The 21761-nt window shown below is 50.6% G+C and carries 17 protein-coding genes and 2 tRNA genes; 4 read left to right on the forward strand and 15 right to left on the reverse strand.

Annotated features, from left to right (window positions below; translation table 11 throughout):
* A complete protein-coding gene (locus R3I13_RS12750; RefSeq protein ID WP_346318341.1) occupies positions 1–1545 on the reverse strand; it encodes a RagB/SusD family nutrient uptake outer membrane protein in 1545 nt (514 codons plus the stop codon).
* A 32-nt stretch (positions 1546–1577) separates the two neighbouring features.
* Positions 1578–4634 carry a SusC/RagA family TonB-linked outer membrane protein gene (locus R3I13_RS12755; protein ID WP_346318342.1) on the reverse strand — a complete coding sequence of 1019 codons (3057 nt, stop codon included), beginning with the start codon at positions 4632–4634 and terminating at the stop codon, positions 1578–1580.
* Between the two features lie 183 nt (positions 4635–4817).
* On the opposite strand from R3I13_RS12755, the gene R3I13_RS12760 reads away from it, so the two are divergent.
* Positions 4818–7709, forward strand: a complete 2892-nt coding sequence (locus R3I13_RS12760) for a triple tyrosine motif-containing protein (RefSeq protein WP_346318343.1) — start codon at positions 4818–4820, stop codon at positions 7707–7709.
* Between the two features lie 9 nt (positions 7710–7718).
* Here R3I13_RS12760 and R3I13_RS12765 read toward each other — a convergent pair whose 3' ends face one another.
* The 4 genes from R3I13_RS12765 to R3I13_RS12780 are packed head-to-tail and all read right to left on the reverse strand — an operon-like array spanning position 7719 to position 10697.
* Positions 7719–8231, reverse strand: a complete 513-nt coding sequence (locus tag R3I13_RS12765; protein ID WP_346318344.1) for a hypothetical protein — start codon at positions 8229–8231, stop codon at positions 7719–7721.
* Positions 8232–8242: 11 nt separating this feature from the next.
* Positions 8243–8875 carry a carbonic anhydrase gene (locus tag R3I13_RS12770; RefSeq protein ID WP_346318345.1) on the reverse strand — a complete coding sequence of 211 codons (633 nt, stop codon included), beginning with the start codon at positions 8873–8875 and terminating at the stop codon, positions 8243–8245.
* A gap of 18 nt (positions 8876–8893) precedes the next feature.
* On the reverse strand, positions 8894–9673 hold the full coding sequence (locus R3I13_RS12775; RefSeq protein WP_346318346.1) for an enoyl-CoA hydratase-related protein: 780 nt from the start codon (positions 9671–9673) through the stop codon (positions 8894–8896).
* A gap of 19 nt (positions 9674–9692) precedes the next feature.
* Positions 9693–10697, reverse strand: a complete 1005-nt coding sequence (locus tag R3I13_RS12780; protein WP_346318347.1) for a DUF3667 domain-containing protein — start codon at positions 10695–10697, stop codon at positions 9693–9695.
* A gap of 113 nt (positions 10698–10810) precedes the next feature.
* Between R3I13_RS12780 and R3I13_RS12785 the strand changes: the two genes are divergently transcribed.
* From R3I13_RS12785 to R3I13_RS12795, 3 genes are all read left to right on the forward strand, one after another.
* Positions 10811–11641, forward strand: coding sequence for a hypothetical protein (locus R3I13_RS12785; RefSeq protein ID WP_346318348.1), 831 nt, complete (start codon positions 10811–10813; stop codon positions 11639–11641).
* Positions 11642–11717: 76 nt separating this feature from the next.
* A tRNA-Gly gene (locus R3I13_RS12790) sits at positions 11718–11793 on the forward strand.
* Between the two features lie 84 nt (positions 11794–11877).
* Positions 11878–11963: transfer RNA gene (locus R3I13_RS12795), tRNA-Leu, on the forward strand.
* A gap of 562 nt (positions 11964–12525) precedes the next feature.
* Here the strand turns inward: R3I13_RS12795 and R3I13_RS12800 are convergent.
* The 9 genes from R3I13_RS12800 to R3I13_RS12840 form a co-directional block, all read right to left on the reverse strand.
* Positions 12526–13101, reverse strand: coding sequence for a PIN domain-containing protein (locus R3I13_RS12800; protein WP_346318349.1), 576 nt, complete (start codon positions 13099–13101; stop codon positions 12526–12528).
* A gap of 1 nt (position 13102) precedes the next feature.
* Positions 13103–13564, reverse strand: a complete 462-nt coding sequence (locus R3I13_RS12805; protein ID WP_346318350.1) for a helix-turn-helix domain-containing protein — start codon at positions 13562–13564, stop codon at positions 13103–13105.
* Between the two features lie 212 nt (positions 13565–13776).
* Positions 13777–14334, reverse strand: coding sequence for a dihydrofolate reductase family protein (locus R3I13_RS12810; protein ID WP_346318351.1), 558 nt, complete (start codon positions 14332–14334; stop codon positions 13777–13779).
* Positions 14335–14484: 150 nt separating this feature from the next.
* Complete coding sequence (locus tag R3I13_RS12815) at positions 14485–15234, reverse strand: hypothetical protein (RefSeq protein WP_346318352.1); 750 nt, start codon at positions 15232–15234, stop codon at positions 14485–14487.
* Positions 15235–15249: 15 nt separating this feature from the next.
* Positions 15250–16041, reverse strand: coding sequence for a hypothetical protein (locus tag R3I13_RS12820; RefSeq protein WP_346318353.1), 792 nt, complete (start codon positions 16039–16041; stop codon positions 15250–15252).
* 17 nt (positions 16042–16058) lie between these two features.
* The gene (locus R3I13_RS12825; protein ID WP_346318354.1) at positions 16059–19445 is read right to left on the reverse strand and encodes a TonB-dependent receptor; all 3387 of its coding nucleotides are present in this window, start codon (positions 19443–19445) and stop codon (positions 16059–16061) included.
* Positions 19446–19590: 145 nt separating this feature from the next.
* A complete protein-coding gene (locus R3I13_RS12830; RefSeq protein ID WP_346318355.1) occupies positions 19591–20547 on the reverse strand; it encodes a FecR domain-containing protein in 957 nt (318 codons plus the stop codon).
* 93 nt (positions 20548–20640) lie between these two features.
* A complete protein-coding gene (locus tag R3I13_RS12835; protein WP_346318356.1) occupies positions 20641–21210 on the reverse strand; it encodes a sigma-70 family RNA polymerase sigma factor in 570 nt (189 codons plus the stop codon).
* 95 nt (positions 21211–21305) lie between these two features.
* A complete protein-coding gene (locus tag R3I13_RS12840; protein ID WP_346318357.1) occupies positions 21306–21662 on the reverse strand; it encodes a VOC family protein in 357 nt (118 codons plus the stop codon).
* Positions 21663–21761: the final 99 nt, after the last annotated feature.

Below are 21761 nucleotides of genomic sequence, written 5' to 3' on the forward strand. Positions count from 1 at the left end.
CTAATTCTTAAGATTGGCATTCCTGTCTTCCTGCTCCTGCGGTATGGGCAGGAATTCGCTCTGCCCTACCGTAAAGCCCGGCAGTACAGTGGCCGCCTGGCCGGTGCGCAGCAGGTCGTTGAAACGTTCGCCCCACCATTCGCAGATCAATTCCGCGCGGCGTTCGTCCAGCACCTGTTGTATCGTGGCGCCTGCGAGCGGGTTCAGTTTTGCACGGACGCGCACCAGGTTTAAAGGCGCATCGCCGTTCTGTCCTTTGCGGACTTTCGCTTCCGCGTTCATCAGCAGCACTTCTGCATAACGGAATACGCGGATATTGTTATTGGCGCCGTAATAATCCACGCGGTCCGGCGTCATCTGTGACTTTGGGTAATAAGCCTTGCCGTTGAAATATTTCTTCCGTCCTGCGTTCCCGGATACGGGGTCGCCGTCAGGCGTAATGGCGGTGGTGCCGGGTTCGCCGTTCACGCCGCATCTGAGTATCGTTGTTCTCATTCTCAGCGTATCCTGGCGGGCTGTGAGAAAATCTACCGCTTTCTGGGAAGGCACCATCCAGCCTGCGCCGGAGATTGGCATGCCATAAGTATTTTCGGGGCCCTGGAAAAGGAAGAAATTGCCCCACAGTTCGTTCGCGCCGCCGGATGTTACGATATCGCCGTTGGCGTTGCCGAAATCGGAATATTGAAATTCGAGGATGGCTTCATTACTGAGTTTCCCCGGTTTCTTCCACAGCTGGTAATAATCGGGGAACAGGCTGAACTTTCCACTGTTGATGATCTGGTTGGTGCAATCCAGCACCACGTCCCAATTCGGGCTTGCATTGTTGTTGCCGGCGAGGTCCATTGCTGCTTTGGCTTTCAGCATCAGCGCAGTGTACTTGGTCACTCCTCCTACGTGCGCTGCCTGGTTGGGGCGGGCATCTTCGAGGTTCGCAATGCAGAAGTCCATTTCTTCCATCACATGTGCCCTTACGTCTGCCACACTGGTTTTGGTGGCTTTGCTCAAATTACCCGGATCATTGCTTTCCAATCCAAGCACAGGCACATCGCCCCAGTACCTGGCAGCCCAGTAGTGCCCGAGCGCCCTGAAGAAGCGCACTTCAGCACGGTATTGTTCAAGGAGCTTCAAGTTCGCCGCATCACCGGAAGGGATACGTTTGCCGAATTCGTCCAGCTCGGCCAGTGCGCCATTGGCGGCGAGCACTACGCCGTAAAGACTGATCCACATATCATTGATGCCCCAGTAACCTTTTACCGTTACGTTGTTCTGGTAATTATGGATCGCTATCTGCCCCGCGTCATCATTACCGGTTTCAATTTCATCGCCGCGCACGGAACGGATGGTAACGCTGATCCATTTCGCAAAAGTGCCGCTGGTAGCGGTTCTATACACGCCGGATACAGGCTGGTACATCAGCGTAAGGTTCGAATAATCTATTTGGGTCAGCTGGGTTTTGTTTTCCTGAGGGCGGTCCAGGAATTTGGAACAGCCTGCCAGCAGGGTGATCACCATTACCAACACAGCTATTTGAGTATATCGTTTCATAAGAATTTTTTTTGTTCGTTGACAGGTTTAAATCAGAATGCGGCTCTCACGCCAAGGCTATACGACGCTGAAATAGGATATACGTTCATATCGTAACCCGGGCCGGATACTTCCGGTGTAAAGCCATTGTATTTGGTGAAAATAAAAGGCCTGTCTGCAGTCGCGAATACGCGGATGGTAGACGGCGCATTTTCTTTGCCAACGTTGAAAGTATAACCCAGCTGGATATTCTGTATGCGCAGGTAAGAACCGTTTTCCACGAAGAAAGAGTTGCCGACCTTAAACCATCCGTCTGCAATGGCATGCGCGGAAGGATAGGAATTGGTGGAACCCGGCCCTGTCCAGAAATTGTTTGCAAATTCTTCGTCAACGTTCAGTGAATTGGATGCTTTGTACAATTTACCGCGGTTCAGGTTCAGTATCTTATTACCTGCCGATCCCTGGAAAGCGATGCTGAAGTCAAATTTTTTGTAGTCGAGCGCAACGTTGAAACCGTAGGTGACCTTGGGAAGATAGTTACCGATGTTCACACGGTCGTTGTTATCGAGAATGCCGTTGCCGTCCTGGTCTTTATACTTCAGGAAACCCGGGCGTATTTTTGAAAGGGCCGTTGCATTATAGTTGGATGCGATGGGATCTTTCGCGATCTCTTCGTCCGTCTGGTACACGCCGATCATTTCATAACCATAAAAATACCTCAGCGGCTGCCCTACCTGGATCCGGTTGGGGAACTCAGCGATATAGGGAAAGACACCGCTCTGAAGGTTGGACAGGGCGCCCAGGTCTGTCACCTTGTTCTTTAACGTTGAAAAGTTGCCGCCTACCTGGTAACGAAGGTCACCGATCCGGTCGTCCCAGTTGAGCTGTACATCGAAGCCGCTGTTTACCATCTCTGCCCAGTTGCCGTAGACGCTGCTATACGTAAACCCGAGGGGCAGGTCGAACGCTGCGTCGGAGGTTTTGCGGTTGTAGTAGTCAACAGAACCTTTCAGCCTTCTTCCAAGCACTTCAAAGTCGATACCACCGTCCCATTCTGTGACCACTTCCCAGGTAACGGCTGCGAATAACCGGTTGACGGTATAACCAGGCGCGTAAATGCCATTAGCATCAGGCGTGCTGCCAAATATGGCTGAATTACCGCTCCCGGAATTCACAATAGCGTAGCCTGGATTCGCATTCACACCGTCGTTACCGAGCTTGCCCCAGCTGCCGCGGAGTTTCAGGAAATCGAACACGCGTTGCCCTTTCATGAATTCTTCACCGGTGATCACCCAGCCCAGGCCCACGGAGGGGAAATACCCCCACTTGGTCTGGAACTTGGAGCTGCCGTCTGCGCGGAAAGTGGCGGTAAGCAGGTATTTGTTATCATAATCATACGTGCCGCGGGTAAAGAAAGACAGCCCGCCATTGCGTAAACCGTCTTCGCTGTAACCATTCTGGTCCCTCGTTCCCTGGCCTACATACCAGAATTCCTCCGCGAGGGGCACGTTGTTGGCAGACACCCATGTTTGCCGCCAGCGTTCTTCCCTGGTGGATTGCCCCAGCAGCAGCGTCCAGTTATGTTTGCCGGCGCCATCGCGGTAGGTCAGCAGGTTGTCCAGGATGTAATTCGTATTGCGTTCCTGTGTAGATCTTAAATTGGAAACGGTCACGCTCGTGCCCGGGCCGAGATTGCGTTCCTGGCCGTATTGCGTGCGCAGGCTGGAGGAATACAACTGGTTGATCTGCGAACGGAACGTGAGTTTGTTTTTCCAGAAGCTTGCTTCGGCATAAAGTGTGGGCAGTACCTGGAAATCTTTCAGCTTGTTGTAATTGTAATATGCATTGGCCACGGGGTTCGCGTCTTCCCGGCCGATCACCGCGGCAGCGGCGAACTTTACCGGGAATGCGTTGGTATTCTGCTCATCGTACACCGGGAATAGCGGTGTGGCGGAATACGCGTCAGAGAAAGCTTCGCTGTTGGGAACATAGGTTATGGAGTTGACGATATAGGTGGTGAAGCCCACTTTCAGCCAGGGGAATGCTTTTGCCTCCAGCTGCAGCCTGGCGTTGTACCTTTCGAAGCTGTTCTTGGCTTCCTGGATACCGTTCTGGTAAGTGTAATTGAGCCCTACTGAATACGTCACTTTATCGCTGCCGCCCTGGAGGTCAACGCCGTGATTGGTGATCAATGCGTTCTTCCGCAGCAGTTCGTCGTACCAGTCTGTGCTGGTGGTGGGGTTCAGGCCGCTGCCGCCGAACCTTTCGGAAGAGAGCCTTACGGTATTGCTGTCCTGCGTGGTCCTTCTTTCCAGCGCGAATTTGGTATACTGCTGCCCATTGGCCATTTTCAGCAGGTTAACGGGCCGCTGTATGCCCACGTAGCCGTTGTAGGTAACGCGGGTCTTCATATTGAGCTTTCCTTTTTTGGTGGTGATCAGCACCACGCCGTTTGCAGCGCGCACACCATAGATTGCGGCGCCGGAAGCGTCTTTGAGGATAGACATGTCCGCGATATCAGCCGGGTTCAAAAAGTTGATGTCGTTCACAAACATCCCGTCTACCACATACAACGGGGCTTCGTTGTTAAATGACCCTACCCCCCTGACGCGCACGCTGGGCGAGCTGCCCGGCGCCCCGTTGCCTACGATCTGCACCCCAGGCACACTTCCCTGGATGGCATCCATGGGAGTTGACGTAGTGCGTTTCATCATGTTTTCCGTGTTCACGGTGGTAATGGGGGCCGTGAGGTCCGCCTTTCGCTGGACGCCATACCCTACTACCACCACCTGCTCCAGGGTAGCCCCGTCGGCCAGCTCCAGGGAGATCTCCATGTTGTCGGTAATGGCAAAGGCCCGCCTGTTGTATCCGATCACAGATACTACCAGGGAATCCGCCGTTGCAGGCACATTGATCGTGAACGCGCCGCTTTCGGAAGAAATAGCGCCAACTGTGGGCGCGTTCTTTACGGTAATGGTTGCGCCGGGCAGCGGGAGCCCCTTGTCATCCATCACCTTACCTTTTACACTGCGGGTCTGGGCCTGGGCAGACGCAAAGATCCCGGGTAAAAGAATAGCGATACTAAAGCATAGTGAGAAAAAATACTTCATACGTGGGAAATTTAATTCAGGTTTATAGTAGCGGTTTATCAAACACTTATTCAAAATTAACGACCTTCTCAAATGAAGCGCTTAATTTTACTACATCATTTCCTCATCAAAAATTTCTAAGTCATTATTTTTCAGTAAATTCAAATTACTTCATCGCCTCATCTAAGTAGGATTTTTTTGTATATGAGAACTTTGATCCTCCTGCTATCCCTCTTCAGTGCCGCCGCACAGGCGCAGAATACATTGGGAACACCCTTTGTCGTCAATTACCACAAGGCCCTTTTTAATGGCGGCAGCCGTACCTGGGATATCAAACAGGATAACAAAGGGATCATGTATTTCGCCAATGATGAGGGGCTGGTGACGTTCAACGGCAGTTTCTGGAAACTATTCCCGCTGCCTAATAAAACCGTGCTGCGGTCTATTTATATCGACTCAAACGAAAGGGTGTATGCCGGGGGACAGGATGAGATCGGCTACTTTGAGGCAGGGAGCAATAACACCCTGCGCTACACCTCTCTTAAGAACCTTATTCCCAGGCAATACCAGGATTTTGCAGACGTCTGGAACACTACCGTTTTTGAAAAAGCCGTTTTTTTCCGGGTTACCGACCGGATCTTTAAGCTGGAGAACAACCGCATAGCTGTATATAAGCCAACCAGGGAATGGATCTTCCTCGGCAGGGCCGGGAACCGGCTTTTTGCGCAGGACGCCGTTAACGGCCTGCTGGAATACAGGAACGGACGCTGGATGCCACTGGTGAATGGAAAACTCCTTCAAAATGTATCGATAGCCGCCATTCTTCCATCAGGAAAAGAAAACTACCGTATTGAAACGGTCAATGATGTTTCATTTTGGTTGCGCAATGATTCCGTTTCTGCCATCAGCGGCATTCCGCGGGAAAATAAATACACCCCTTCGTCTTCCCGGCTCAACGATACCGCATTTGCAACGGCAACCGCCCTGGAAGGCTGTCTTGTACGCGATGCCCGCCATCGCCTGATCCAGCGGATATCTATCGCGGAAGGCCTTCAAAATAACAATACTACCTCTGTCTTTGTTGACAGGGATAAAAATATATGGGCCGGGGTAGACAATGCGATCGCCTTCATCAGCTACAGCTCGCCGATAAAGTTCCTCCGGCCTGACAAGGTGAATGATGTGATCGGTTTTTCCACCCTGATCTTCAACGATCACCTGTACCTTTCCACCTCCAACGGCATTTACGCCGCACCCCTGGCCGGCGGTACGGGCGACCTGAGCCTGCAAAAAGGCCAGTTTTCCCTCGTGAAGCACAGCGACGGCGGCGAAGCCTGGCAGTTGGAGGAAATCAACGGGCAGTTGCTGTCTACGCACAACAATGGCACGTACGTGATCAGGAACAACGAGGCATTCCCCGTTTCACAAGGCATGGGCGCCTGGAAATTCCTGCCGCTGTCTTCTGTATATCCCATACAAAACATACTGGTAGGCGGCTATTGGGGCATCAACCTGCTGCAGTTCAGGGACAATCAATTCCAGTTTACCGGGAAGCTGGATGGAACATCCGACTCCTACCGCTTCCTGACCATGGATGAAAACGGCGACATATGGTCGTCGCACCCCTACCGGGGCATTTACCGGCTGCGGGTGTCGCCGGACAGCATGCGGTATACGGCAAGGTTCTATTCCGCCGCTAACGGCCTGCCCTCCGCGGTCAATAATTATGTTTTCAAAATAAAGAACCGCGTGGTGTTCCCTACTGAATCCGGCGTGTACGAGTTCAACGCGGCGGCAGACAAATTTGAGCCCTCGGATTTTTTATCTGTCTTTGACGGGCTGGCCATCCGGTATATGAAAGAAGACGCTGAGGGCAATATCTGGTTCTGCAGCGGCAGGAAGCTGGGTCTCGCCCGCTTTGCGGGAACGGATACGGCGAAGAACCCTTATACCATCATCTACTTCCCCGAGCTGGAAGCGCACATGCTGTCCAAGTTCGACAATATCTACGCTTATAACCCGGAGAATGTCTTTATCGGATCCGAGAAAGGCGCGGTGCACATCAATTATAAAAAATACGTTTCCCAGAAACGGGCACTGACCATTTTCCTGAATGAGGCCAAGGCCTTTGGGGAAAAAGACAGCGTGCTTTCCGGCGGTTTCTTTTACCGGAATGCGCAGGGGGAATACTCCCGGCAGCAGCACGAAGAACATGTGCTGTCTCCCCGCTTCAATGCTTTCCACTTCGAGTACAGCGTGCCGGCTTATGGCTTTACCAACGATATCGAATACAGCTACTGGCTCAAAGGATACGAGAAGGGATGGTCTGCATGGAGCAGCAAAACGGCCAAAGACTACACCAACCTGCCGGACGGCAATTATATCTTCAAGGTGAAGGCGCGGGACAACCTGCATAATGAATCGAAAGAGCTGGAATATTCATTTACCATCAGCCCGCCCTGGTACAAAACCGGCTGGGCCATGCTGGCGTATTTTGCGATCGGCGTGCTGCTCTTTTACCTGCTTCACAGCTGGCACCGGAAGATATTGCAGCAGCAGCAGAAAAAGTTCGATGAAAAGAAAAAGCAGCTGGAATACATTCACCAGCTGGAGCGGGAAAAGAATGAAAAAGAGATCATCCAGCTGCAGAACGAAAAGCTGGCCGGCGAAGTGGCGCTGAAAAACAAGGAACTGGCCAGCGCAACCATGCAGCTGGCGGGCAATACCGACACCCTAAGCAAGCTGAAGGACCAGGTGGTAAAGCTGAACCACAACGGCGGCAGCGAAAGCGATATGAAAAAGATCATCGCACTGGTAAAGGGTGCGGAGGAAAGCAATGCCAACTGGGATAAGTTTGCCGCGCATTTCGATGAAGTGAACAATGATCTTTTAAGGAAACTGAAGAAAGCGTACCCCGACCTGTCGCGAAGCGACCTGAAGATCTGCGCGTACCTGCGCCTGAACTTCTCTTCCAAACAAATATCCCAGCTGCATAATATTTCCGTGAGGGGCGTGGAGATACACCGCTACCGGATAAGGAAAAAGCTGGGATTAAAAACGGGCCAGTCCATCAGCAGCTTCCTGGACGACCTGTAACCGGCGGGCCTATTGCTCTTCGAACTTCATCATCCACTGCAGCAGCTTTTCCGGATAGGCAGCATCTCCCTTTTCGCCGTAGAGCTTCACGGCTTTGTTGCGCGCGATGCCTACATAGATCACATCCTTTTTCATATCGATGGCGATGGCCGCTTCTTCCACCGAGCAGTTGTGCGGCTTGCAGCCTTCGTTGAACAGTACGCCGGATTCAATTTCCAGCGGCGGCGTTACTTTATAGCGGGCGATAAAATCCTTTTCCTCCTCTCCCAGCATTTCCTTCAGGCGGGCCTTGAGCGGCTTTTGTTCCAGGAGCTTCACATCGGCGGCGTATTTGCCGTTGTACTTCTCGAATGCCTTCCAGGATTCGATGAGCGAGGGCGTTACCGTTGTGTCTGTGATATGGAACATCGTGTCCGTGGGGATCATGGTCACAGAGTCCGGCTTATGCTGCTTTTTCCCTGAAGAAGCGGGATTGTTGCAGGCAAGTGCCAGGCACGCGGCAGCGGGGATTATCAGCCTCATGAGGGTCAGGATTATTTGATTTCAAATTCGTAGATGGGATCCTGCGGCGTACAGGGCGGCATGTGGTACACGGGATTGATGAGCCCATTGTTCAGGCCATATACCCATCCATGCAGGTGCGGGCGTTTTTCCTTGAACCAGGTTTCCTGGACGGTGATGGTTTTGGCCAGGTTGTTCACCTGTTCCACCACGTTCAGCTCGATCAGCCGGTCTACCTGCTGGTCGTGCGTTTCCAGCGCGTCTATCTCGTCTTTGTGCAGGCGGTACACGTCCTTGATGTGTTTGAGCCAGGGGTTGATGATGCCCAGGTTCGTCTGCGTCATAGCCGCACGCACGCCGCCGCAACCGTAGTGGCCTACCACGAGGATGTGCTCCACGCCCAGCACTTTCACGGCGTATTCCAGCACGGTAAGCAGGTTCATATCCGTATGCACCACCATGTTGGCCACGTTGCGGTGCACGAATATCTCGCCGGGCTGCGTGTTGGTGATCTCGTTGGCCGGCACCCGGCTGTCCGAACACCCGATCCAGAGGAACTTCGGCGCCTGCTGGTCTTGCAGGCGTTTGAAAAAGTCCTTATCCCGCGCCACCTGTTGGGCGGCCCATACTTTGTTGTTTTCCAGCAGTTGTTCGAATGGGTTCATTGGCTCAGTGTTTATCAGTTATTTTCCTTTAAATACCGGTTCTCTTTTTTCGATGAAAGCGTTCATGCCTTCTTTCTGATCATCGGAAGCAAAGAGCAGGTAAAAATTCTTTCTTTCAAAATGCAGCCCTTCGTCCAGCGTACTGTCGAAGGCGCGGAGCACGGATTCTTTCGCCATCTTCACTGCCAGCGGGCTTTGTTTCGCTATTTCTGCCGCCAGGCGGAAAGCCTCTTCCAGGTACAGTTCCACCGGCGCAATGCGGTTGATCAGTCCTGCGCGGAGCGCTTCATCCGCTGAGATGAACTTGCCGGTGAGCACCATTTCCATGGCCAGGGCCTTGCCGACCGCGCGGGTAAGCCGTTGGGTGCCGCCGGCGCCGGGCATTACGCCTATCTTGATCTCCGGCTGCCCGAACTTCGCCGTTTCCGCCGCCACGATCATATCGCAGAGCATGGCCAGCTCGCAGCCGCCGCCCAATGCAAAGCCGCTAACGGCGGCGATGATGGGCTTTTTGATCTTTTTGATCGCGTCCCAGGTGGCGAACTGGTCGATATTATACATATCCATGGCCGTTAGGCCCGCCATCTGCCGTATGTCTGCCCCTGCGGCGAAAGCTTTTTCGTTGCCGCTGATCACGATCGCGCGTACCTCGCCGTCTTCATCCAGCTGTTTGAGCGCATCCCGCAATTCCTGCATCAGCTGCAGGTTCAGGGCGTTCAGTTCTTTCGGCCGGTTGAGCTGTATATGCGCAACAAAAGGGCGCACCTGCGGTTGTACGATAATAAATCCGGGGGTCATTGGTGTATGATTTTAGTGATTACGCTATCGCGAAAATAAGCAATAGGAATAATATCGCGACGATCAAAGTGCCCAGTGCGTAACAGAGTGAAATGAGCACCCCGTCGAAAATAGCCCGGCCGGTAGATATCCTGTAGTTGTTGCGCAGCGCCATAATGAAATAAAGGAAGACCGGTATCGCAAACCAGAGCCATGCATCGAGATGGAACAGCAGCTCCAGCAGGATCGCTATCAACCCGACCATGAATACGAAGGTGTGAAAATGAATGGCAAAGATGGCATGGTCCGCATAATAATGCTCTTTGCGGAAGAAGAACCATTTGAGCAGCAGCGCGAAGAACGGCAGCAGCAGGAACATGAGCTTGGGATAGTTATGGGTGACCTTTTCCTCCAGCACCGCTTCCACGTTATCACCATATTTATCCTGCATCTCGAAATAGCGGCGCACTACGTTGCGCAGGAAGAAGCCATGCTTTTCCCCCTCCGGCGCTACCAGCTGCAGGGAATCGTAGATGGCCGCGGCATGGCCCGTCGTGTCTTCGGAAGCCATTTTCATGATGCGCATCACGTCCGCCGCCGTTTTTACATTCTTTATTTCAGCGGCTTCCACCTTTCCGCTGTCGAGCTTTGCCTGCAGGCTGTCTCCCTTCATTTCGAAAATCCTGTGAACCTCCTGCCTGGATTGCGCCCTTTCGTACGGGCTATGATGCTCCTGCGTGAAGCCCAGCATCAGGAAAAAGATGAAGGAGGTGAACACATACAGCCGGATGGGATTCACATAATCCATCCTGTGGCCCTGGATGTACTTTTTGGTGAGCAGGCCGGGATAAAAGAAAAGATATTTGAGCGTGAGGAGCAGCTTGGAATCGTAGTGGGTAATATCCTGGAAGAAGTGGCTTACCAGGTGGCCGAAAGACTCTTTGGTTTCCACGTTTTCCTGCCCGCAATGGCCGCAGAAACGGTCCGGCACTTCATGGCCGCAGTTAAGGCAGGTCTTGTCTTTTCTGATATGCTGTGTTTTCAAGATCGGTTCGCAGGTTTAGGATGGTTAAAGATATAGATTTATGAATTATTCTCCTGCATATACGTTTTAAATTGCCCCGAACGTTAGTACTTTTGCGAACATTGAAGCCAAACATGCGAATTCTGACTGTCACATTCTTCCTGCTGGCCCTGGGCACCATTGCCCGGGCGCAGTATTATTACCAGGACATCTATAATACCAACCAGGCTGCCGCCACCATGGCGCAGTTCAAGGACAACAAGGTGAGCTTCCAGCATGTGAAAACGCTGGACGCCAACCAGGAGACTGACAACGACTTCGTGTGCATCCGCGGCACCAACCCTACTTTCCGGCAGCTGCGGGCCGTGACGCAGAGCAGCGTGAGCGGGCGTTCCGTGCTGACGTCCACCTTTTCCGGTTCAGGGCGGCTGACCCGTACGGTAGACAGTACCGAGAACAGCATCAGCACCACGCAGTACCAGTATACGCCCGAGGGCCGGCTGGCGGAGATCCAGGCGGGGTCCAGGGGGCGGGAAGATAAGTTCCGCACCTCCGAGCGCCGCCGGTTCGTGTACGACAGCACCGGCAGGCTGGCTCAGCTGGTCATCAAAAAAGAAGGGCTTGACTCCACGATCGTAATATTTAAGACCGACAGCAGCGGCCGCGTGACCGAAGAGGCCGCCCCGGGGCGGCAGCGCGTGTATTACAACTACGATGCGCAGGGCCGGCTGACGGACGTGCTGCGGTACCATCCCAGCCGGAAGCGGATGCTGCCCGATTACAATTTTGAATATGATGCGGGCGGGCGCCTGGCGCAGATGACAGTGGTGAATATTGAAACGGGGGATTACCTGGTATGGAAATACAGCTATGACGCGAAGGGATTGCCGGAGCGGGAAGAGTGCTATGGTAAAGGGAAAGAGCTGCTGGGGATGGTGCGTTACCGGTATGAATTTTTTCAATAGGTTAAAAAATACTTTGCAGATTGTAAACAATTCTTATCTTTGCAATCCCAACAGAAAAAAGTTCTTATACAGATATGCGGAAGTAGCTCATTTGGTAGAGCACGACCTTGCCAAGGTCGGGGTGGCCGGTTCGAGCCCGGTCTTCCGCTCCATTTCAGGAGTTCCAAACTGTCGCAAGCGGTTTGGAATTTTTGTTTAAAGTTCTTTGTGAATGGATTACATTTACAAGGCAGGATACCCGGGTGGTGGAATTGGTAGACACGCCGGACTTAAAATCCTGTGGGCTGCAAGGCCCGTACGGGTTCGACTCCCGTCCCGGGTACGAAAATACCAATCAGATATAAAGGCTTCCGAAAGGAGGCCTTTGTTGTTTTTAGGGAATCTGCAAACAATTTGCAAGCAAACTTTTGCACTGAGTTTTTGCGGGAAGTAAAGAACTGGATTTTATTGAAGTTGTCCTCAATACTTTCCATATCGAAAAACACCTTTTACTTTTTCGAAAAACTTGAGAGAAATCAACCTGTTGAAAAACTCCAGTGAGCGATTATATTCGTCTCTATATACAAATGTCTTGGGAAACCAATATCCTCCTTTTATACTTGCAACGTAATAACAAAGTAAATCCGCTTGCGGGAGCTAAATCCTTGTACGTCATTTTAAAATCTTTTTTCTAATCTTTTATATCGGATGCGCCAGTTGAATTGACGTCATTGGTGAACAGGAATACTGAATGACGAGTATAATAAAAGGGGTTCAACAAAATATAGTCAAAATCTTGAGCGAAGAAAGCAATTTAATGAAATTCCTATGCAAAAAAGAGTAGAAAACTATCTAAAATTAAATCGTGGCGATAAAGAATGTTAGGAAAGGTATAGCCATTTGCGTTAATTGGCAACAAGTTTCCGGATAGTAGCTACACTTTTTAACAAACCTACGTTTTCCAGCGTTGTTAATACCTGCGCCTGGTCCTGAGGCGGTTTTTTGAGAGCGTTAACAAGCGCGCCCAGCGCCTCTAACACTTTTATTGCATTAGTTTTAAGTAATTCCAATATGAATTCATCAGGGTCCTGAACTGCAACATCATGTGATCTTAAACGTTTGGCAGGAAAGTCTTTCTTATTAAAAGTGACGATAATACCCGCCTCCGCCTTTATGGCGGCGGCCAATACGTGCCGGTCGTCTTTATCCGGTAATTGCAACTGACCGATCAGGTTTTTGTAACCTTTTACATTGGCATCTTCAAAGGCATCCTCCATGAACTGGCGTGTCCTGGATAACTGCGCCTGCTTTAAATCCGGGCGGTTCGCCAGTAAATTGCGCATCCATTCATCGTGGATGTCGTCCGACCACTTAGGAATATAAATTCCTGTGTGGGCCAGCCGCAACAAAAAATCCCGTAGCGGCGCGGGGTACAGGACGTTGGCATCCAGGACCGCGATAACTTTACCAGCACTCACCATATTAATACCCCATGTTAAGCTCCTGGGCCTGTGCAGCCAGTTGATCTAACTTATCAGCCCTGTTCTTCTTCATTTTCTTATCGAATTCAATCAGGTCCTTCAAATGAATTCTGCGATGGGTTCCTACCTTAAAATGGGGAATATCGCCCCTGTCCAGCAACATTACGACATGCGGACGGGAAACGCCCAGCAGGTCAGCGGCCTGTTGAGTACTGATATCGGCATTACTGTTCGACAGGAGCAACGCAATAGTGTTGCCATCCGCCATGTTTTGAAGGATGGCAAACAGCAATTGTACAGCCGACTTAGGAATACTGAGCTCGGTTGTATAACCATCGATTTGTATTTTAAACGTATGAGTGCTTTTTTTTGCCAGCTTCGCAGAGGCCTCCGACATTTTTTCGTGAAGTGCCCTGGCAATTTTCTGATCGCTCCGGGTGGGTTTTTCTAAGATCGCTTCCATAACCAACAATTTATGCCAAAGTTACAGAAATAAACGAAATAAACGAAACGAAGCTTGGGGCTTATAATTTGTTCTTTGGGTGAAGGGTCGCAGAGCAATTTTGCCCAAACATAAATTATTCAATCCTATACATATATTTATTTCAATAAATCGTAGTGCACTATTTTTAATGCAAAAGATCGTCCGAAAAGCAGCCTTTTTGTTATACCCCCCTACCCCTGCCTCAAATAATGCAATGCCACACACCCCGATTCAAAATGTATGGTATTAACCAGCTTTAAATCAAGTTGCTCCCGGAGGCTGCCGGGAGGCAGCAATAGCCTTCCCTTCCCCACGATCACCGGGTGCACCACCAGGTTAAATTCGTCGATAAGTCCTGCTGCGATCAGCTCCGGAAGCATGCTTACACTATCTACCGAAATTTTTTTACCGGGCTGCTGTTTCAGTTTCAGGAGCTCTGCTGCGGGGTTGCCGCGGATGATCCGCGTATTTGCATCGTTGCTGTCATCCAATGACCGTGAAACAACCACCCTGTCTATAGCGCTAAATCTTTCGGCAAACCTGTTTTCAGCTGCCGTGCCGGATTGATCTTTCGCAACATCGCTCCAGTAGGGGAACATGAGCTGGTACATGACACGGCCGAAAAAGAGCAGGTCTACATCCTCCATCGTTCCTGTAAAATAATCCATCAGCTCTTCGCCCGGAGCAGACATGGTGTGATCGCAGTAGCCATCTATGCTAATGTTCAGGGTGAATGATACAGTTCTCATTTTATTAGTTTTTTATGCCGATAAGCCAAAAGTAAAGCAAGGCATGAGAAATCCTGAGGGTATCCCGTGCCAAAAAAGGGGGCTTTAAGGCCAGTTTATAACAAAAAAAAGTGTACGGTGGGCACCGTACACTTTAGAAACTGACTTTTGCTATTGTACTTTCGGCCGCTTGAATAAACGCATCACTTCGAGCTGAAGAGCGGAAGGCGTAACAAAGTAGGTGCGCACCAATCCTTTTTCTTCGCCTTTAGGGAAGAGCAAACCAGTCTCTCCGGGCTTGCTTATGGTTTCACTGTTCTCAAAATACCAGCTATCCGTAGTACCGGTTTTGGTGAAGCATAGCGTATAGTCTTTACTTTTGTCTTTAAAGCCTTCCTGCGGCAGATAACTGGTATATATCCAGGCGCCGGGTTTTACGTTTTGCGCGATGTATGTTATTTGCCCGGCTTCATTTCTCAGGAAAATATCAAGAGCTTCCTCACTTTGCGGGTAATGGATATAAAAACCCATTTTGTTGGTAGCGGGGTCGGCAACGGGCGGTTCTATTTTCAGTGCATTTCCATTAATGAATACAAAAGGGAAGAACAGCTCCAGTGTGCTGCCGCCCAGGGGTAACTGCTGCCGGAATACCTCCTTGCCCGATGTTTTATCTTTTATTGTCAGTAATGCGTCTTTTTTGGCGGAAGGAAAGGTATATATCTTATTAAAAATAACCGGCTTATCGGGCGGCGTGGTGAAATTGCGGTAAACGGTTGTGTCTATGGACGCTTCCAGTTCGGCATCGCCAACATTATAGCCCCAAACTTCAACACCGATCGCTTTTGCCGCTTCTTTTTCCTTATCGCAGGCGATAAACATATTCAAAAGGACCAACAGTCCGAGTAATCTTATATTCAACATGATCTGTTTTATTTTTTAATAATCCAAACGGGTAAAAAATCGCATGAGCGTTCCACTCGGAGCCTCCGAAAATATATAGAGCTTAGACGATGCCACAGACGCCCCCGGTTTGGGCGCAGTGGTGGAAAGCTCGTTCCAGGTATATGCCGTACCATCCGTATAAGGTGTTTTAGTGCCCGCTTTGTAAATCCTTACCTGGAAAGAAACCGAGGTTATGACGCCGTTATATTCCTGCCTGGCCGTGGAGAACGTGGAAATCGTCGCCGGCTCGCTGAATTCATTCGGCTTCACGTTTTTGATGCGGGCAACTTCCTCGAATACTTTCGGCGTCACGAAATACTTGCCAATCGCAAAATCCACCGGCTCGCTATAATTGGTAACACCGGGAATGAACATATAAACGAGACTGATCTTTTCATCGGCTACAGCGGGCTTCTCCGGCATGTCGCTTACCTTGCCGTCCATATACAGGAAGCTCACGGCGCCCCTGCCGTCATCTTTATTAAATTCTTTGTCGAACACCGGCTTCCCCGTGCTTTTTTCGCTGATGCTCAACTTTACCGTCTGCCGGTCTCCCCTGAATGTAAAGGCTTCCGACAGGCCGAATGCCGCCTGCAAACCGATCGTCTTCCGTGAGCTGAACGTATCCACCTTTATTGCAAGCTCTTCGCCGGTGGCATTATAACCCTTGATGGCAATAGGAAATACCTGCTCATTATAGAGTAAATTGTTATTGTCTTTATTGCAGGCAACCGGCAAAAACGCCGCCATGCCCAGCAAAAGCGCGCTTGTTTTATTTATTTTCATGTCTCCTGTTTTTCCTGTTAAAAATTATATGATACGGCGAGGCTGAACGAAGCTCCTGCTTTGCGGATAAAAGTGTCCGTATCGCCAATACGAATCTTCGCTTTCCCATCAGGGGTATCTTCATAATATCCTTCCTCGTACTTTTGAGAAAAGCCGTCTTTCCATGCATATACATCCGACCATTCCCTCATGGTCATGTTATTTGAACCCGGTTTTATCTGGTAGGTATTTTTTCCATTAATGAAAAAGCGGTAGGGGCTGTTCGTGAGGTTGCTCACATTCAGTCTTACCTGCAATTTTTTGCTCTTCAGGAATTTATAGCTCAATTGGGCATCTACCTGGTCGCGCGGCCGCTCCATTTCTGAATAATGGGGCTGCATGCCTACTGTGAAGGTCTTATAGCCGGAATGGTTGAAGGCGATGTTGGCGCCCAACCGCTCACCTGCGTATTGCAGGCCAATGTTGTACAGCACAGGCACCTGGCCGTACAGCGGGCGTTTTTCCCTGAGGTACGTTTTGGTGCGGTAGACATACGTTACCCCGTCGTTGTCCTGGCCTCCGCCCATGGTTTCATAACGGAAAGCGCTGGCCTGTACTTCGGAATTTTGTATGGTCAGGTTCCCGCTGAAATACAGGTCTTCCAAAAACTTCGCTCTTTTATAAATAAACCCGAGGCTCTTGCGCAGGTCAAGCTCCCAGCCCGTTACATCGGCATAGTCGGAGTTGGCGGTAAGCAGATCCACAGCGCCGCTGGTATTGGTAATGTCCAGGTACATTTCCACCGGGTTTTTGAAATGCTTTTTAAAATAACCGGCCGAGATCACTTCTCCCGGCGCGGGGTACCATTCCAGGCGCAGGTCGTAATGCGTGATCAATGTAGAAACCACGCCGGTATTACGTTGTATGCGGCCATAGAGATAGTTGAAACGGGCAAAGCTGGAATTTTCTATCAACGCCGGGCGGATGGCAGACTGGGCGTAGGAAGCCCTGATGTTGAAATCGGGGAACGGCGTAATGGTCAGGTTGCCTGAAGGCAGGTACCGCCACTTTTTATCCTCGGCGGCGGCATCGAGCGTGCGGTGCACCAGTTCGCCCGTCTCCGGGTCCACGTAGCGCGTTTTGGCAGAATTATCCATGTCGGCCTGTGATGTTTTATCCGCGGCCTCGTCCAACAGTTTTTCATATTCGTAATACTCTGCCCTGAGGCCCCATACCAGGCGGAGCCAGCTGGTAAAACGGTTGTCCATCATGGCGTATATGGCCTGGTTGTTGTTCCTGCCCGCATAACTGTTGTTGTTAAAAGCAGCGGGGAAATAATACAGGTCGTTCAGGGGATCGGCAAAATCGATGCTCCATTGATGTACCGGCTTATGGCCATCGTTAAAACCCCTGGCCACTCCAACCGGCAAAACGCTCCAATCGTAGCGGCCTTTTTTTTCCAGGTACTGATAACCGGTCTTGAACACCTGCGGCAGCTTTCTAACATTGAAACGGTAACTCAGCGCGGCATCGGCCATCCAATTGGTTTCAACATACCGGTAGGAAGAGCGGCTCAGCGTACCCGGGTTGGCATTGACGCCGAACTGGGGCGCATAATTGTAATTAAAACCGTTCAGCGTTTCAATCGGGGCCAGGTACGCATCTATCGCATCCTGCTCGTGGTTGGACACCTCGTTGCGGGCCGCGCTCCAGTCGAATTTAAAACGGCCGAAGCTGTGCTCCCCGTTGATCCTGTTCTGCAGCAGGTCGATAAACTTAGGCCTGTCGTATTCATTGATGGAGGGGCGCTCACCAAACCCAATGTCTTCGCCCCAGCCTGCTATCCGGAAAAACTGGTTGGCCAATACCCTGGAATAAAAATTACGTGAAGTGACCTGGTGGTTTTTACCATGCCATCCCGCATTCAGCAACGCGCCCCAGCTGGTAGTGAAATTGTATTGCCCGGCCTTTGTTTCATTGAGCTCTTCGCCTGTTTCCGGATCATACAGGTTGTTGCCAGCCATGCTGAAGGCGCCGCGTTCGAAATGCAGGATATCATCTATGGCCTGCTCGTTGCGGTAGCTCAGCGATCCTACCAGCCCGATGCGGCTGTTTTCCAGGTTATAACTGCGCCCCAGGCTAAACTGGTAATTCTGCCCCGGGGCAGCTTTGTAGGTACGGGTGCCTAATCTTTCCAGGCCGCCGATCCGCTTATTCTGCGCCGCGATCATATCCGGGGTGATCTTCTCCACGCCGGGAAGCGGGGTATGGTTATACGGATTTAAGGGGTCGTAATTGCCCGGTGTAAACGTCATGATCTCTTTGGGAAAATGATCCCTGCCGCCGTCATCAAATCCCAGGTAATCATTTTTCCCGCGCCGGTAGCCCAGGAATTCCTTTCCGGTGTTGCCGCTGATGTATTTGCCGCCAACGCTGACGGTAGTGAAGTTGTTATCGGGAACAGCCATGGTATTGATCTGCACCATTCCTCCGCCAAAACCGAAACCCATATCCGGTGTAGCCGTTTTGGATACGATCACGTTATCTACCAGGTTGCTGGGAACGATGTCAAATTCAAAGTCGCGCACCTGCACATCGGTGCTGGGCAGGGCAGCGCCGTCCATCGTGGCCATGTTGTATCTCTCGGCTATGCCGCGTACTACCACCCGCCGGTTGTCTGTGGTGCTTACGCCGGAAATGCGTTTTAATGTTTCGCCTATATTTTTATCAGGCAGCACTGCCATCTGCTCGCGGCTGATCCCGTTGATGATACCGGCCTCGTTTTTCTGGCGGATGTAGAGGGCGGCTGTGGATTCCTTCCTGACGGAAGATCTTACCACTACCGTCGCCAGGTTTCCTTTTTTTCTTTTAAGCGTGGCGTTTAACGTAAACGTTTCGCTGTCATTTATTGTAACGCCGCTGATCTCTTTGGTGCCATACCCCATGGAACTGATCATGACCGAATAACTTCCTTTGGGCAGGGGTAATGAAAAATTACCCGCCTCGTCTGTAACCGACCCCGTGCTGCCGATGCGAATGGTAGCGCCGATCACCGGTTCGCCATTCTCTTCGTCTATGACCTTGCCGGTAATACGCCCCGGGTCTTTTTTAGCGGAAGCGGCTATCTCTTTTTCGAATAACACAATTCCCCCGGCCACCTCTTTATACCCGACATTTGCTTTTTGCAATAAATAATTCAGGACCTCGGACAAGCCGGCGTTTTTAAATTCTTTCGGGGAGATGTTCCATTTCGAAAGCCCTAATTTACCCGCGTCATACGCGATATTTACCGGGCTGGCTTCTTTCAATTGCTGCATAGCCGCATCCAATGTGACATTGGCAAACCGTATAGACAATTTTACCGTTCCCGGCGATTGCGCCTTTAACACGGATGCCGCCAGCAGCAGGCAGCACAGCGTGAGCATAAGTCTTAGTTTGGTTGGAATCAAGGTTCCTTTTGCTTTTTTTCCCATATCTTTATGATTGCTTTTTTAGATGGTAATGTTGCTTTCGTCAAAAAATGGCATTACCAAAAAGTTTGGCAGATCCCGTTACCAGCGGGATCTGTTTTTAATACAATGTGATTGTTTTTCCCTGTATGCTGTACCGTATGCCATGCACCTCTGCAAGGGTGGCTATGAGATCGTTCACTGAAGTTTTATGGATAAAGAACTTGGCGTCATAATGCTGGCCGCGGATGCCGGGCTTGGATGTAACCAGCGCCACGCCATATATTTCCTTTAACTCAAATGCGAGTTCTGAAAACGTGGCGGACTCCAGCAGCAAAATGCCCTGCTGCCAGGCCAGGGCCTGCTTCCAATCCAGGCTGTCGATATGGAAATGACCGTCTGCCCTGCCCCATTCGAATCTTTTTCCTTTTGAAAGCTCGGTCAGCACCTGCATGCTGTCGCTCACCTGTACCCGCCCATGTTGCACCCACACCTGTATGGACGGACGGCCGCTGTATGCCTGTATGTTAAAGGCCGTGCCCAGTACTTTGGTTTCCAGGCTGCCCGTTTTCACAATAAACGGGCGGGAGCCGTCCTTCCGCACTTCAAAAAACGCCTCCCCTGCCAGTTCCAGGCGCCTGGCCCGTTTTCCGTAGCGGGAACTGTATTGCAGCGTGGTGCCGGATTTCAGCCACACCCTTGTACTGTCCGGCAATAGTATTTGTTTGATCTCGCCGGGGGATGCGGTGATGGTGAAATGGGTGATGGATTCCCGGTGGCGGTTGCCCAGGAAAAGCCAGGAAGCAGTGAGCAGCAACACCGCGATGCAGGCGGCAGCAGCCAGTCTCAGCCGCAGGGAGATCACCTTCCCGCCGGCCGTATTATTTATCTTTTCCCAGACCTGTAATTGGATCTCCCCTTTGACGGCGCTCTTTTTCCCTTCTTCTTCCCAAAGCCCGATGGGCCTGGTATCATCCACCGAATGATACCAATCGTCCACCAGCCTGCGCCGGTCTTCATTTGTTTTCCCTGATAGATAATCCCGGAGCAGCTTAAACCGGTTGCGTAGTTTCGTCATATAACAGTCCTCCTGTTATATACATACCGGTTGGGGCCTGCAGTACTATAATTTCAATGTTACCGAATTGTGAACTCTTAAAACGGGGCCCGGTTACAGGATAAAAGGAAGAAAAAACGCCTGGCCCTGCAGGCGGAAACGAAGCCGTTTAAGGGCATTATGCAATTGGTTTTTAACAGTTTGCTCTGAAATGGAGAGGCGTAAGGATATTTCCCGGATGGAAAGTTCCTTTTCATAACTAAGCGTGAAGACCTCCCGCATCTTATCCGGCATAGAGGCGATCTCCGACTGGACTTTTTCCCTTAACCTGTCAAATTCGTGATGATCCTGCTTCGTTTCGTCAGGCAGGTTGTATATGGATAACGGCAGATCCGTGGTACCCAGTTTGGCGGCCCGGTAAATATGGCGGATAAGGCTGTACTTTAAAGCAGTAAACAAATAGGGGCTTAACTTATCCTCAATGGTGATCTGATGGCGGTTTTCCCAGGCATGAATAAAGATATTCTGCACAAAATCCTTAGCCGTGGCTTCATCGGCAAGCCTGCGGTAAGCCATTGAAAACATCTCATCCCAATACCGTTCAAACAAACACGCAAACGATGCTGTATCATCCCGCCTGACCTGCTGCCATAATGCGGCATCATTTAAAGTGTTTTTATCCATACAAATACCTTGCGGGCGCAAAGATAGGATTCCAGTTTTATCAAAATGTTATGCCTGGAGTGGTATGGGTTTTATAAATGCCGTTATTGACCGGGTTAAAAAGCCTGTCCAAAAGTAAGCAGGTTGCTGTCGGGGTCGAGTAAAGAGAATTCTTTTTGCCCCCAGGGCCTGGTTTGTAATTTGCCGTTGGGATGTATGCTGATATTGTTTTCCAGCATGGATGCATACAGGGCGTCTATGTCGTTTGTCCTGATATAGACCTGTCCATAATTTTCAGCGGGATCAAGTTCCCTGAATTCAAAGAAATGGATCTGTACCTGGTCTTTCCGCACCATCAGGTAAAAATCGAAGTCGGCGCTTCCAAATAGTTCAAAGCCCAGTTTGTTGATATAGAAATCTTTCGTGACGGTTTTATCACGCATGGGCAGCTTAGGGTGGACGTCGGTAAGCATCACTTTATTTTTTACAAATGTGATGCTTTTTTTATGAATACGCACCTGGACCCTTATCCCTCCCAAATAATTTTTTTCAGCCAAAATTTGTTTACTTAA

This window comes from Chitinophaga sp. YIM B06452 (assembly GCF_039655965.1).
GTDB lineage: Bacteria > Bacteroidota > Bacteroidia > Chitinophagales > Chitinophagaceae > Chitinophaga.